Origin of the sequence: Caballeronia udeis, assembly GCF_001544555.2 — a bacterium.
Lineage (GTDB): Bacteria > Pseudomonadota > Gammaproteobacteria > Burkholderiales > Burkholderiaceae > Caballeronia > Caballeronia udeis.
The window spans coordinates 24,776-39,681 of the sequence record NZ_FCOK02000023.1; the positions used below are offsets into that span (position 1 = coordinate 24,776).

The following is a 14,906-nucleotide window of genomic DNA, read 5'->3' on the forward strand; positions in this document are numbered from 1 at the left end:
TGCAATGAGGCACCGCATCGGATGCGTCCCTTATTCACGAAAGATCCTCGAAAGCCCGCTGGATAAGCATTCCGGCTGCGACCATCCGCGCGTCGACGCATTGATCTGTGCTATGCTAGAGAAGGTATTGCCAGTTTTAGGTCCTTCCAAGCAGACTTGATTCGCGCAATCCGCTAAACGGTCAGGCCGTGTTGCGGAAGGTTGAGTAACCCGCTATTTCTCGAGAAACTCGAAGAAAGGTGAGCGTAAAAATGATGAAGAATTCCCAGCTGAACTCCTATTTGTTCGGCGGTAATGCCCCGTACGTCGAAGAACAGTACGAGGCATATCTCGATAATCCCGCGTCAGTGCCCGAGACCTGGCGTACCTATTTCGATGCGCTGCAGAACGTGCCTGCATCGGATGGGACGAATCACAACGACGTGGCCCACGGCCCTATCGTCGAATCGTTCGCGCAACGCGCGAAATCGAACGGCTTCGTGCCGCGCGAGAGCAGTGGTGATCTGGCGACCGCGCGCAAGCAGGTCTACGTCCAGTCACTGATTGGCGCCTACCGTTTCCTCGGCTCGCAATGGGCCAACCTCGATCCGCTGAAGCGCCGCGAGCGCCCGGCCATTCCTGAGCTCGAACCCGCGTTCTACGACTTCACCGAAGCCGACATGGACCAGATGTTCCATGCACAGAACCTGTATTTCGGGTTCGAACAGGCGTCGCTGCGCGAGATCGTGAAGGCATTGCGTGACACGTACTGCGGCACGATCGGCGCCGAGTTCATGTACATCAGCGATCCGGAACAGAAGCGCTGGTGGAAGGAAAGGCTCGAATCGATCCGCTCCACGCCGAATTTCACCCCCGACAAGAAAAAGCACATTCTTCAGCGCCTGACGGCGTCTGAAGGGCTCGAGCGTTTCCTGCATACGAAATACGTTGGCCAGAAGCGTTTTTCGCTGGAAGGCGGCGAGAGCTTCATCGCTTCCATGGACGAAGTCGTGCGCCACGCCGGTGCAGCCGGCGTGCAGGAAATCATTATCGGCATGGCTCACCGCGGACGTCTGAACGTCCTGGTGAACACGCTGGGCAAGATGCCGGCTGACCTGTTCGCCGAGTTCGAAGGCAAGCACGTCGACGACTTGCCGGCCGGTGACGTGAAATATCACAAGGGTTTCTCGTCGGATGTATCCACCGACGGCGGCCCGGTCCACCTGTCGCTCGCGTTCAACCCGTCGCACCTCGAAATCGTGAACCCGGTGGTCGAAGGGTCGGCGAAGGCACGGATGGACCGTCGCGGCGACGTCGACGGGCTGCAAGTGCTGCCGGTCCAGATTCACGGCGACGCGGCGTTTGCCGGTCAGGGCGTGGTCATGGAAACGCTGAACCTTGCGCAAACGCGCGGTTACGGCACGCACGGCACGCTGCATATCGTCATCAACAACCAGATCGGCTTTACGACGTCCGACCCGCGCGATGCACGCTCGACGCTGTATTGCTCGGATGTGGCGAAGATGATCGAAGCGCCGGTGCTGCACGTGAACGGCGACGATCCGGAAGCGGTCGTGCTGTGCACGCAGTTGGCAATCGACTTCCGCATGCAATTCCACAAGGACGTGGTTGTCGACATCATCTGTTTCCGCAAGCTCGGCCACAACGAACAGGACACGCCGGCGGTCACGCAGCCGCTGATGTACAAGACCATCGCGAAGCATCCGGGTACGCGCGCGCTGTACGCTGAAAAGCTGGTGCAGCAAGGCGTGATCACGGCTGAAGACGCTGACGGTTATGTGAAGGCGTACCGCCAGGCAATGGACGACGGTCACCACACGGTCGATCCGGTGCTCTCGAACTACAAGAGCAAATATGCGGTGGACTGGGTTCCGTTCCTGAACCGCAAGTGGACCGATGCAGCCGACACGGCCGTGCCGCTGGCAGAACTGAAGCGCCTCGCTGAACGGATCACGTCGATTCCGGAAAACTTCAAGGTGCATCCGCTGGTCGAGCGTGTGATCAACGATCGTCGCGCCATGGGCCGTGGCGAAGCGAAGCTTGACTGGGGCATGGGCGAGCATCTGGCCTATGCGTCGCTGGTGGCGTCGGGTTACGCCGTTCGTCTCACGGGCCAGGACTCGGGCCGTGGCACGTTCACGCACCGTCACGCCGTGCTGCACGACCAGAACCGCGAACGCTGGAACGACGGTACGTATATTCCGTTGCAGAACATTGCTGAAGGTCAGGCGAAGTTCACCGTGATCGACTCGGTGTTGTCGGAAGAAGCGGTGCTCGGTTTCGAGTACGGTTATTCGACTGCGGAACCGAACACGCTGGTTGCATGGGAAGCGCAATTCGGCGACTTCGTGAACGGCGCGCAAGTCGTGATCGACCAGTTCATCTCGTCGGGCGAAGTGAAGTGGGGCCGCGTTTCGGGTCTCACCATGCTCTTGCCGCACGGCTATGAAGGCCAAGGTCCGGAGCACTCTTCGGCACGTATCGAACGATTCCTGCAACTGTGCGCGGATCACAACATGCAAGTGGTCCAGCCGACCACGCCGGCGCAGATTTTCCATCTGTTGCGCCGCCAGATGATCCGTTTGTTCAGGAAGCCGCTGATTGTCGCTACGCCGAAGTCGCTGCTGCGTCACAAGGAAGCGGTGTCGGATCTGTCGGAACTGGCGAAGGGCTCGTTCCAGCCGATCATCGGCGAAGTGGACGGCGCGGTCGAGCCGAAGAAGGTCAAGCGCGTGATCGTGTGCTCGGGCCGCGTGTATTACGACCTGGTGGCGCATCGTCGCGAAGCGAAGGCGAACGACGTCGCGATCATCCGTATCGAGCAGTTGTATCCGTTTGCCCATAAGCAATTCGACGCGGAAATCAAGAAATACGAAAACGCGACCGAAGTGGTCTGGGCACAGGACGAGCCGCAGAACCAGGGCGCCTGGTTCTACGTCGAGCACCATCTGCGTGAAGGCATGCGTGAAGGACAGAAGCTGGCTTACAGCGGCCGTCCGGCATCGGCATCCCCGGCAGTCGGCTACTACGCGAAGCACTACGAGCAGCTGAAGGCGCTGATCGAAGGCGCGTTTGGCCGGTTGAAGGGCGCGCAGACAATCTCGAAGTAAACGGCTGTGACCGGGGATCGGCCTTTGGCGGCTCCCCGGTTTTTCATGCGCTGTCCTGTGATTCAAGTTTCGATTTTGAACGTGGAATGCACAAGCAGCGCTCGCGGTTGGTAAGACCCGTTGGACGCGCGCTGCATTTACACGCTCTGGTCACCCAGGAATTGACGTTGTACCCAGATACATTCAGGAAAAACATAATGTCTATCGTAGAAGTCAAGGTTCCCCAGCTTTCTGAGTCCGTGTCGGAAGGCACTTTGCTGACGTGGAAGAAAAAACCGGGCGATGCAATTGCCATCGACGAAATTCTCGTCGAAGTCGAAACGGATAAGGTCGTGCTGGAAGTGCCGGCACCGGCTGCGGGCGTGCTGGCGCAAGTGATCAAGCATGACGGCGATATAGTGACGGCCGAAGAATTGATCGCGACGATCGATACGGAAGCGAAAGCGGGCGCAGCACCAGTTGCTGCCGCCGCAGGCGCGGCTGAAGTGCGGCCGGCACCGGCCGCGCAGGAAGCTGCTCCGGCAACGGCATCGGCTGCCGCTTCCAACACGTCGGCTTCGCCGTCGGCCGCCAAGATCCTGGCCGAGAAGAACGTCTCGAGCGACCAGGTTTCAGGTTCGGGCCGCGATGGCCGCATCACGAAGGGCGACGCCCTGGCCGCCACGCAAGGTGCGCCGGCTGTTTCCGCTGCGGTTTCCGCGCCTGCTGCAAAGCCGGCCGCTCCTGCCAAGGCTGCTCGTCCGTCCCTGCCGGACGTGAAGGCGCCGGGCGCTGACCAATGGCTGAAGGATCGCCCGGAACAACGCGTGCCGATGTCGCGTCTGCGCGCACGTATTGCCGAGCGTCTGCTCGAGTCGCAGCAAACCAACGCCATCCTGACCACGTTCAACGAAGTGAACATGGCGCCGGTGATGGACCTGCGCAACAAGTACAAGGACAAGTTCGAGAAGGAACATGGCGTGAAGCTCGGCTTCATGTCGTTCTTCGTAAAGGCGGCAGTCCACGCACTGAAGAAGTATCCGCTGGTGAACGCGTCGATCGACGGTAACGATATTGTCTATCACGGTTACTTCGACATCGGTATTGCTGTTGGTTCGCCGCGTGGCCTGGTGGTGCCGATCGTTCGCAATGCGGATCAATTGAGCCTGGCCGACATCGAGAAGAAGATTGCTGAATACGGCGTGAAGGCGCGCGACGGCAAGCTGTCGATCGAGGAAATGACAGGTGGTACGTTCTCGATCTCGAACGGCGGTGTGTTCGGTTCCATGTTGTCCACGCCGATTATCAACCCGCCGCAGTCGGCCATTCTCGGCGTGCACGCAACGAAGGAACGCGCCGTGGTCGAGAACGGCCAGATCGTGATTCGTCCGATGAACTACCTGGCGCTGTCTTACGACCACCGGATCATCGACGGCCGCGAAGCCGTGTTGTCGCTGGTCGCGATGAAGGATGCGCTGGAAGACCCGGCTCGCTTGCTGCTGGACCTGTAAGCCCTGCGTTGGCCCTTTAAATCTGGCAGTAAAACCTTATTTGGGACTCATGGCGCGTTCGGTAGACCCGGACGCGTTGTGTATCCAACAAGAGAAGGATAGTCATGTCCAAAGAATTTGATGTCGTCGTGATCGGTGCGGGCCCTGGCGGTTACATCGCGGCAATTCGTGCAGCGCAACTCGGCAAGTCGGTTGCGTGCATTGAAAGCTGGAAGAACCCGGCCGGCAATCTGAAGCTCGGCGGCACGTGCCTGAACGTGGGCTGCATTCCGTCGAAGGCGCTGCTGGCTTCGTCGGAGGAATTTGAAAACGTTTCGCATCACCTGGCCGATCACGGTATCAACGTGGGCGACGTGAAGCTCGATATCGCGAAGATGCTCGCCCGCAAGGACGGCATTGTCGAGAAGATGACGAAGGGCATCGAGTTCCTGTTCCGCAAGAACAAGATCACGTGGCTGAAGGGTCACGGCAAGTTCACCGGCAAGACGGACGCCGGTGTGCAGATCGAAGTGAGCGGCGAAGCAGAAACCGAAACCGTGACCGCGAAGAACGTGATCATTGCGACGGGATCGAAGGCGCGTCATCTGCCGGGCATTCCTGTCGACAACAAGATTGTTGCGGATAACGAAGGCGCGCTGTCGTTCGACGCCGTGCCGAAGAAGCTCACCGTGATCGGCGCGGGCGTGATCGGGCTGGAACTGGGCTCGGTGTGGCGCCGTTTGGGCGCGGACGTGACCGTGCTCGAAGCGCTGCCCGCGTTCCTCGGCGCGTGCGACGAGTCGCTGGCCAAGGAAGCCGCAAAGCAGTTCAAGAAGCAGGGCCTGGACATTCATCTTGGCGTGAAGATCGGCGAAGTGAAGACGACGGATTCGAGCGTCTCGGTGGCCTACACGGACAAGGACGGCAACGCGCAGACGCTGGACGCCGACCGCCTGATCGTGTCGATCGGCCGCGTGCCGAACACGGATAACCTCGGTCTGGAAGCCATCGGCCTGAAGGTGGACGAACGCGGTTTTGTTCCCGTTGACGACCATTGCGCGACCAGCGTGCCGAACGTGTACGCAATCGGCGACGTGGTGCGTGGTCCGATGCTCGCGCACAAGGCCGAAGATGAAGGCGTGCTGGTGGCGGAGATCATCGACGGTCAGAAGCCGCATATCGACTACAACTGCATTCCGTGGGTGATCTACACCGAACCGGAAATCGCGTGGGTCGGCAAGACGGAACAGCAGTTGAAGGCTGAAGGCCGCGAGATCAAGACCGGCCAGTTCCCGATGATGGCGAACGGCCGCGCGCTGGGTATCGGCAAGGCTGACGGCTTCGTGAAGATGATCGCGGACGCGAAGACCGACGAACTGCTCGGTTGCCACATCATTGCAGCGAACGCGTCGGACCTGATCGCTGAAGCCGTGGTGGCGATGGAATTCAAGGCGGCATCGGAAGATATCGGCCGGATCTGCCATCCGCACCCGTCGTTGTCGGAAGTGATGCGCGAAGCCGCGCTCGCCGTCGACAAACGCGCGCTCAACATGTAATAGCAGCACGGCTTGAGCAGCAGGACGAAGGCGGGCGGGAGTTTTCCCGCTCGCCTTTGTTTTATCCACGGCCTTCAGCCTCTTCAGCTCATTTTGGCTCACTTCAGGGCACCCGGTCCCTCGCACCATGAACGTCAACGAATACTACGAACACGAACTGCAGACACGGGGTTATCAGTCGGACGCAGCGCAACTGGCGGCGGTCGAACGGTTGCAGCGTTGCTATGACGAGTGGGTCGCCTACAAGGCGCGCCGCTCGAACGCGTTCAAGAAGCTGATCGTGCATCCGGAGATCCCGCGCGGCGTCTACATGTGGGGCGGCGTGGGACGCGGCAAGAGCTTCCTGATGGACAGTTTCTTCGCGGTGGTGCCGGTGCAGCGCAAGACGCGCCTGCACTTCCACGAGTTCATGCGCGAGGTGCATCGGGAACTGGAGGAGTTGAAGGGCACGGCCGATCCGCTCGATGAACTCGCGCGACGTGTGGCAAAGCGTTACCGGTTGATTTGCTTCGACGAGTTCCATGTCTCGGACATTGCCGACGCCATGATTCTTTATCGGCTGCTCGACCGCTTGTTCGGCGCCGGCGTGCAGTTCGTGATGACGTCGAACTACGACCCTGACTTGCTGTATCCCGATGGCTTGCATCGCGATCGGCTGCTGCCTGCCATTGAGCTGATCAAGTCGAAGCTGGACGTGATCAATGTCGATGCCGGTACGGATTATCGTAAGCGGACCTTGTCGCAAGTGACCGCCTACCATACGCCGCTGGGCGCTGCCGCCGACAAGGCGCTGCGCGCCGACTTCGCCAAGCTTGCCGCCGTGCCGGACGAAAGCCCGATCCTGCGCATCGAGAAGCGTGAGCTGAAGGCCCTGCGCAAAGCCGATGGCGTGGTCTGGTTCGACTTCGCGACGCTCTGCGGCGGCCCGCGTTCGCAGAACGATTACCTCGAACTGGCGAGCCGCTTCCACGCGGTGATTCTCTCCGATGTACCAAAGATGTCGCCGCGCAATGCGTCCGAGGCACGGCGTTTTACGTGGCTGATCGATGTCTTCTATGACCACAAGGTGAAGCTGCTGATGTCGGCGGAGGTGCCCGCGGAAGAACTGTACGTGGAAGGGCCGATGGCCAACGAGTTTGCCCGCACGGTCTCGCGGATCACGGAGATGCAGTCGAAGGAGTATCTGGAGTCCGAGCGCCGGCTGGTGGATACCTCGCTGACCTGAAGCAGCGTCGGCCGAACGGCCGAGTTGACAATGCGAGACTCATAATTTCGCTGCGAGCTTACTGCTGTAAGGCTTTGAACCGTATTTCAAGATTCGGACATGTCTTATTCCGGGGTTTCCGGCGGATCGGTATCTTCTAATCACTTACTTGTGACTGGAGAGAACCATGAAGCCTTACCGCGATATGTCCGACGAAGAATGGCAAATGGTCGCGCCTTTGCTGCCCGAGTTGCGGCCTCGTCCCGAGTTGCGCGGGCGGCCGCTCGCCAACACCCGCGCCGTGCTCAACGGCGTGCTCTGGGTCATGTACAGCGGCGCTTCATGGTCAACATTGCCCCGCAAATATCCGTCGTATCAGACATGCCACCGGCGCTTCAAGGCGTGGCACGAATCCGGTGTGCTCGGGCGCGTGATGCAGCAATTGTTCGGCCCAGCGAGTGAAGGGTTGTATTCGCTGATGACCTCGCGCATGCGAGTGCCAACCGAGTTACCCGAGGGATTGGGCGACCATGCGGTTGCTGCGGATATCGCTCAGCTTGCGGAGATGCAGGGCGATGTGCGGCCCGTGCTCATGCCGCCTGGGTCGCTCGTTCCGCTCGGACCGCTGACCCCGGCCGAGCCGGTTGAATACACGCGGGGCGGTGTGCGTCACGCGGCCTGATGGCGGTGTGATAGGCGATGTGACGTGCGAGCAAAGGTCGCTCGCACACAAAAACCCGTCTGGGAGGCTCGACGTCCTCAGACGGGTTTTTATGCTTCAGACAACATGACGCAGCGTTCCTATTGCTGTCGAATCCAGGTTTGCGAGCGTCCGAGCAGTGAAATGCCAATATATCCGCGCACCACAAGTTTCTGGCCGCCGTCTTCCAGATGCATCTTGCATTTGTATACCTTGCCGTTCTCCGGGTCGAGGATCTCGCCGCCATCCCACGTATCGCCATCGGGCTTCATGCCGTTGATGATGGTCATGCCCTTCATCAACTGATCCTTGCGTGAATCCGTGCAGGCCGTGCAGCGGCGGTTCGGATCGTCGTTGTTGCCCAGGCCGTTGAGGACCTTGCCGCTGAGCGTGCCATCGCTGTCCTGGGCGATCTGCACGACTGCCTTGGGCTGACCGGTCTTGTCGTCGATGGTCTGCCAGAGTCCCGTGGGAGATGCAGCCTGCGCCATGGCTGTTGCTGCCGAGGCGAGTAGTGCGCCGGCCAGCAGGATGCGTCTGAAATGCCCATAGGCGCGTGGGGTAAGTCCCGTCATGCTTCCTCCTTGAGGTAAAACGTCTCTTGATACATTGTCGATGTCGTTATTCTGCCGGCCACGGGGCACAGCGTGCCGGACAGAATACGTCAAAGCATCGGGATGCGTTTTGTACAAACCCTCTAGTCGGACCTGGTTGGCCGCTATGGCTTGTCCTGCTTCAATTGAATTGGTAGGAAAAGGTTGCGTTGACGCGCGGGCGGCGCGATCCGCTCCCTTCCAGCGGGGCATCGCTCACCGGTTTCGCCAGCGATAAATCCAGGCTGTAGTACTTAGCATCGGAGATCCGGAAGCCCACGCCTATTGATGCCAGGCGGCTTGGTTTCGCGCCGCCGGCATGGAGATACGTGTGGGCGGTATCGACGGAAACGTCGGGCGTGAAGGTCTTCAAAAACGCCAGGCCAATTGCAAACGGCCGGTTGATTTCGGCCGATGCGGCCCAACCCGAATCGCCCGATACTTCTCCCGGCTGATAACCGAGCGCGAAGCGTTGTCCGCCAAATGCGATCTGTTCCGACGTCGGCAGGGAGTCCGCACTGTATTGTCCGGTCGCCGCAATCGCGGTGCCTATCTTGAACGGCCATTCGTTGGTCTGCGAGACCGTCGCGCCGGTGCGCACGAAGGTGAGCGACGCAGGGTTGGTCGTGACAACGCCCGGAATGTTGGTGTCCGCCGATTTCGATGCCCCAAGCACATCGAACGCTTTCGCCACGTTCAGGCTCGCGCGCCGTACAGTTCCCGTATCCACGCCGGTGTAGTCGAGTTGCAACGTGGTTACACGCACCTGCGAACGCTGGCCAAGCTGCGCGCCCGTGATGGTGTTCTTGTAGCGGTCCTCGTCATGCGAAGCGTACGCGCCGACCGTGCCGATCAGGTTGCGCGTGTTGCTCAACACGAACGTATACGACGCAGACAGGCCCACTTTGTCGTTGACGACAGTGCGCTCGACATAGGAGGGTAGATAGGGGTTATCGACAGGATGTCCATAGTAGTGCGATGCATCTACCTTGACGGTGAAGCCGTCGGTACCTATTGGCAATGAGCCGTTGACGTCGAAATAGGTCTGATCGTCGCGGCCCTTGGGCGCGAGCGCCGAGACGCCCAGCGTCTCACCCTGTCCGAGCAGGCCGTTTTCCGTTGCAGTAATAATCCCCTGCACACCGGAATGATTCATGTCTATCCCGGTCGCGAAATTGAAGGGCTTGCGCTCGACATCGAGATCGAGCGTGGTCGCGCCGTCGGTGGTCTGCGGGGGCGCCAAGGGCCAACACGGTCGCGATAGCCGCGGTGAGAATGGTGACGCGCAATGCGCCGCTTTGGATTTGGATGGTCTTCATAACGCCCTCGGATGGTATTTAGTTTTTGCTTTTTGAATTGCCATCGTCTTATTGCAGGACGCGTGCCATTTGTATGGAGGATGACGAACGGTTTGGTATGAATAAAGGATTAACCAGACGGTACAAGGCCTGGCATGGCTTTGCCGGTGGGCCGAAGGTCTTGAGGAAATGGGGCGACGCCGCGCCGAGGTCTCACGTAACGTAACGTGCGGTCAAGGTCGTTACGCCTTGGCCCGTAACGCCGTATGCGTCGGGTTACGAATCCGGCTATGAATTCGAGCACGCATTCAACGCTTACTACGTGAGCGGTCGGTCATGCGCAATCACACCCCTTGTCGCTCGTGTGCACTGTCAGACATTCACTTGACGGTAGTACGAACGATTTCCAATACGAAGCCGTATTGCGTCGGCCTAATAATGCGTGCGGGTCATCCGAATAATGAGTGCGGACGGGAGGGAAAACACTAGAAGATAAGAATTCTTAAAGTTTGTGAGAGACGTTCCGCTAACTGGATGGTTAGCCGTCGCATCGTTCGGCGAATGCCAACAAAAATGACAGGTCGAGGTAAGTGTTTGAATACAAAGTGTTGTTGTGACACAAACCTTACCTGTCGAGGGTAACAACCGATGAAATTATTGCTGGTTACCCGTTGATTTCAAGATAGCGTTCAGCTATAAATCGTTTCAGGGATTCATCGTTTGATATCCTGACTGATGGAGGCACCATCGATTACACGTCTAGAACTTGAGAGAAGCGGCAAATGAAATCGCGCGCAACGACGCGCACCCAGGCATGTGGAGCCAAGCCCGCGGGGAAGAGAGAACCCGCTGGCGGCGACCCAGAAAAATGCCGGATCATTTGCCAGATGGCCATTAAAAATATCCGAGGGAAGCATCATGTCTAAGTTTATCAAAGGCTTCGTCAAAGACGAACGCGGCGTCACTGCCATTGAATACGCGATTATTGCCGGTCTTATCGCGGTTGCACTCGCGGCCTCGGTAGGTGGCGTTGTCACGAAACTGCAGAGCGTGTTCACCTCTATTGTGGGTGTGTTATAGCGACACAGGCTTCGCGCCGCCGGGCATCAAAGCGTCACATTCTTCTCGCGTAGCAATTATTGGCTATACCGGCCTGTTGGCCGGTATAGCTCACTCACTGTGTGGTGTTGCGTTAATTCGCATAACACGTAGCGGATCTGCTGCGCGCAGGCGTGACGCCGGGCTGTCCAGTCGACTGCTTTAAAGAGCGGCCGGCGGGATTAGTTTGCCTGGTTGAAGCGAGTCCATATCATGATTAACGCCGCGTTATTCATTAGCTGGGCACTCGCGGTCGTCTTATTCGATTGCCGGTCGCGCCGCATACCCAACTGGCTCGTTATTGCGGGACTGGCGGTGGCCTGGGTGCTTGTGGCGGGTGGTCATTCGCCATTTCATATCGACGTATCCAGTGCCGCGCTCGGTTCCATGGCCGGGCTGCTTGCGCTCTTGCCGTTCTATTTGATCGGCCTGATGGGCGCCGCCGACGTCAAGGTGTTCACTACGCTCGGTGCATGGTGCGGTTTTCACGCATTGCCCGCGCTGTGGATCGTCGCCAGTATTGCCGCTGGGATTCATGCCCTGTATTTGCTTGCGTCAGCGGTGATCGAGGGGAGGCGGAAGAACGCGTCAAGTTCATTGGAATCCTCACCGAATGTTGACGGCTACGTGGAAGGCTTTCACGACGTCACTAGACCTGGCGCCGAACGGTCATCAGGGTACACCTTCATTGTTGGAGGTCGAAGGGCTACGCCGTATGCCGCACTGCTCGCCATCTCCGCGATAGGAAGTCTGACGCTGCAAGCATTAGAGGCCGCCCGATGACCCTGCTCAATTCCGCACGGCCGGTGTCGCAGGACGCTCAACAGCGTGTCCGAATACGTGCCCCCGTACATGGGCGATCCCGCGCTGGTCGCCGGGTGCAACGCGGCAGCATGGCGGTGGAATTCGCCATCGTGTTTCCGCTTTTCTTCCTCGTGTTCTACGCGATCGTTACGTACAGCATGATCTTCGTCGCGCAGCAATCGCTCACGCTCGCTGCATCGGAAGGAGCGCGTGCACCACTGCGACGGGTCTCGTCAACTGGCTCGCGGGCGTGGCACCCTGTACCGCCACGTATGCGGCATGCAGCTTCGACGCCACGATGCAATGCGTGAATGTGACGCTCAAATATAACTACGCGGGCCAGCCGCTCGTGCCCTCGCTGCCATTGATCGGGCTACCGGTACCGACAAGTCTCATCGCAAGCGCCATGGTGCAACTGAACCCGGAGAACCTGTTTTAGGCGTTCTCCGCGCTTGAAACAACCAAGACGATCATGGCTAACATTACCCGCATCCTCGCTGTGTCCCTGATCGTACTTGCCGTGCTGCTCGGCATTTTCGCGTGGACCCTCTCGCGCCGGCCTGTGGCGCCCGTGCCGCAGATCGTGCAGGGCCAGGCAAGCTTTCCCGTGGTCGTGGCCAAGCGCGATCTGCCTCCCGGCAAGCCGATCGACGCCGATGCATTGACCTTGCGGATGGCGCCATCGCGCGGAGCGGGTGAGTTCGCCGATGCCACTGGGCTCGTGGGGCGCGTGCCACTGATCGCGATAACCGCGAATACGCCGCTCTCCGAAGCGAATCTCACTACCGGACTTGCCGATGCCATCGCCCCCGGCGAACGTGCCATCGCGGTGCGGGTGGACGAGGGCAATGCGGTGGGCAACCGGGTGCGGCCGGGCAATTTCGTCGACGTGTTTTTCATGCTCAAACGCGATATGTCCGCTGGTCCTGGCGCGGATGCGGAGGTGGATGCGACGCAAGCGCGGCTGTTGTTGTCGAAGGTCCGGGTGCTCAGTTTCGGCGATGCGACGCTGCCCGGCACGTCGGATGCTGGCGACGCTAACGCCAACGCGGCCAATGCCCCGCGCGGTGCGGGTGCGCGTACGGCGGTGCTGGCCGTGCGCACGGCGGATATCGATGCGCTCACGCTCGCCGAAGGCGCAGGCCGTCTGGTGCTGGCGCTGCGTAATCCCGCCGACACCGACATAGCCGAGCCGCCCGCCATGGCACCGCTTCTCGCATCGATAAGGATGCCGAATAATGATGCATCGCGTGCGGCTACGGGTTTGTCCCTGGAGGCGCTGGCGGGTTCCCGTGGCGAACGGTCGGCGCGCACGCCGGTCATGCCGCCATTGCCGGCAATGCCTTCCATGCTTGCGGCGCGTGCGCCGCGTGTTCAGGCGGTGTCGAATGATCTCGAGTTGATTCGCGGTGCGCATAGGGAAAAGGTGACGTACTGAAAATGCAGGCTGCGCCGTAAACACATTTAGAAGCATGAGTAGAAGGACGAGTAGGAGTCGAAATCAAAAGAAAGTTCGGGGCCATGCCGCCGTATGGCGACAAAGCAGTACGCAGTCGATATATAAAAATCATGAAAGCCACGGCTTCTTATCGAGGACACGGCGTCTCTGGCGCTGGTCGGTTATTGCTCGCCACGCTGGTGTGCGCGTGTACGGCGAGTCCGTACGCCAGTGCGAAGACTGCTAGGCCTGCGGCTGATGTGGCCGACTCGGCGGTGTCGAGGGTTATCGACATCACCGTCGGCGCCCAGAAGCAGATCGCGATGGGGCGCACATTGCAGCGTGTTGCCGTGGGCGACCCCGCGGTCGCGGACGTGCTTTGGCTCAAGAGCAGCAGTGGTGCGAACGGTGGCTTGTTGCTGGTCGGAAAAAGCGCGGGACGTACCGAGATGATGATCTGGGAGCGCGGTCAGGGCGCGCCCCGGACCTACACGATCAACGTCACCACGCTGGCCGCCCGCAAACTGCTCGGCAGCGATACACCTGCGGTGAACGTGCTTGGCCGGACAGCGGTTGTAACGGGGTCCGCCGCGAGCATGGATGCCCATGAGCTTGCTATCGCCGTAGCGAGGGAGTCGGTTGCGGGTACCACCGGTTCGCCGGATACGTCATCAGGAGCATCAGCCAAGGATTCGCGCGGGCAGAACGGCGGTTCGCCTGACCCGGCGGTGACCGGAGGCAGTAGCGGGGGCGGTGCGAAGGAGGGCGCGGTCCTCGATGCATCGACGGTGGCGACAAGTCCCGTCGTGCAGGTCGATGTGAAGGTGGTCGAATTCAGCAAGGCTGTGCTGAAGGAAGCGGGCTTCAATTTCTTCAAGCAGAACAACGCGTTTGCATTCGGCACTTTCTCGCCTTCGTCGGTGACGTCGTATACAGGGGGCGCAACCTCGAATCTGCAGGTCATGTCCACGACGCCCATCAGCAGCGCGTTCAACCTGATGGTGAACCTCGGGACTCGCGGTATTTTCGCGAACCTGAGCCTGCTCGAATCGAACAACCTGGCGCGCGTGCTGGCCGAGCCGACGCTTGTCGCATTGTCGGGGCAGAGTGCGAGCTTTCTCGCAGGCGGCGAGATCCCGGTGCCGGTGCCGCAGTCCCTTGGGACGATCAGCATTGTCTATAAGCCCTACGGTATCGGGTTGACCGTCACACCGACCGTGCTCGGGCCGCGGCGGATCGCGCTGACCATCAATGGCATTTCGGTGCCGGCCATCACGACGCGGCGTGCGGACACCACAGTCGAACTCGGCGACGGCGAGAGTTTCGTGATCGGCGGCCTGATCGATCGCGAGACGGCATCGAACGTCGACAAAGTGCCGTTGCTCGGCGACTTGCCGATCATCGGCTCGTTCTTCAAGACCTTGCAATACACGCAGAACGATCGCGAACTGGTGATCATCGTGACACCGCACCTGGTCTCGCCGATCGCAAAGGGCGCAGTGCTTCCCGCCACGCCCGGCGAGCAATCCGAGCAGCGCGACGGACCGGTGTGGCGCTCGTTCATGGGAGGTGTCGCGGCGTCGAGTGACGAGGTGCCGGGGTTCTCGAAATGATCGGCGCAAGTGCTGAGAGAGGG

10 protein-coding genes and 2 pseudogenes are annotated in these 14,906 nt (G+C 60.0%); 10 read left to right on the forward strand and 2 right to left on the reverse strand.

Annotated elements, in window-relative coordinates; translation table 11 throughout:
* The first annotated feature begins 251 nt into the window (after positions 1-251).
* The 5 genes from AWB69_RS17900 to AWB69_RS17920 all read left to right on the forward strand — a co-directional run bounded on the left by AWB69_RS17900 (position 252) and on the right by AWB69_RS17920 (position 8,021).
* Positions 252-3,110 carry a 2-oxoglutarate dehydrogenase E1 component gene (locus tag AWB69_RS17900; protein WP_062087098.1) on the forward strand — a complete coding sequence of 953 codons (2,859 nt, stop codon included), beginning with the start codon at positions 252-254 and terminating at the stop codon, positions 3,108-3,110.
* A gap of 197 nt (positions 3,111-3,307) precedes the next feature.
* Positions 3,308-4,600: a 2-oxoglutarate dehydrogenase complex dihydrolipoyllysine-residue succinyltransferase gene (gene odhB, locus AWB69_RS17905; protein WP_062087100.1), complete on the forward strand. Its 1,293-nt coding sequence runs from the start codon at positions 3,308-3,310 to the stop codon at positions 4,598-4,600.
* Between the two features lie 104 nt (positions 4,601-4,704).
* A complete protein-coding gene (lpdA, locus tag AWB69_RS17910; RefSeq protein WP_062087102.1) occupies positions 4,705-6,135 on the forward strand; it encodes a dihydrolipoyl dehydrogenase in 1,431 nt (476 codons plus the stop codon).
* Between the two features lie 127 nt (positions 6,136-6,262).
* A complete protein-coding gene (zapE, locus tag AWB69_RS17915) occupies positions 6,263-7,360 on the forward strand; it encodes a cell division protein ZapE (RefSeq protein ID WP_062087104.1) in 1,098 nt (365 codons plus the stop codon).
* A gap of 166 nt (positions 7,361-7,526) precedes the next feature.
* The gene (locus AWB69_RS17920) at positions 7,527-8,021 is read left to right on the forward strand and encodes a transposase (RefSeq protein WP_062087105.1); all 495 of its coding nucleotides are present in this window, start codon (positions 7,527-7,529) and stop codon (positions 8,019-8,021) included.
* Positions 8,022-8,140: 119 nt separating this feature from the next.
* On the opposite strand, the gene AWB69_RS17925 is transcribed toward AWB69_RS17920, so the two are convergent.
* Positions 8,141-8,614, reverse strand: coding sequence for a DUF2147 domain-containing protein (locus AWB69_RS17925; protein WP_062087107.1), 474 nt, complete (start codon positions 8,612-8,614; stop codon positions 8,141-8,143).
* Positions 8,615-8,774: 160 nt separating this feature from the next.
* Positions 8,775-9,869, reverse strand: a pseudogene (locus AWB69_RS17930) (ShlB/FhaC/HecB family hemolysin secretion/activation protein); the annotation flags it as partial.
* Positions 9,870-10,848: 979 nt separating this feature from the next.
* On the opposite strand from AWB69_RS17930, the gene AWB69_RS17935 reads away from it, so the two are divergent.
* The 5 genes and pseudogenes from AWB69_RS17935 to AWB69_RS17955 all read left to right on the forward strand — a co-directional run bounded on the left by AWB69_RS17935 (position 10,849) and on the right by AWB69_RS17955 (position 14,883).
* Complete coding sequence (locus tag AWB69_RS17935) at positions 10,849-11,010, forward strand: Flp family type IVb pilin (protein WP_062087109.1); 162 nt, start codon at positions 10,849-10,851, stop codon at positions 11,008-11,010.
* Between the two features lie 231 nt (positions 11,011-11,241).
* Entirely contained in the window at positions 11,242-11,811 is a 570-nt protein-coding gene (locus tag AWB69_RS17940; protein ID WP_062087110.1) for an A24 family peptidase, read from the forward strand.
* A 110-nt stretch (positions 11,812-11,921) separates the two neighbouring features.
* Positions 11,922-12,271, forward strand: a pseudogene (locus AWB69_RS47070) (TadE family protein).
* 33 nt (positions 12,272-12,304) lie between these two features.
* Complete coding sequence (gene cpaB, locus AWB69_RS17950; RefSeq protein WP_062087112.1) at positions 12,305-13,270, forward strand: Flp pilus assembly protein CpaB; 966 nt, start codon at positions 12,305-12,307, stop codon at positions 13,268-13,270.
* Between the two features lie 131 nt (positions 13,271-13,401).
* Positions 13,402-14,883 (forward strand): type II and III secretion system protein family protein, encoded by a 1,482-nt coding sequence (locus AWB69_RS17955; protein WP_082913465.1) that lies wholly within the window; start codon positions 13,402-13,404, stop codon positions 14,881-14,883.
* The last annotated feature ends 23 nt before the right edge of the window (positions 14,884-14,906 follow it).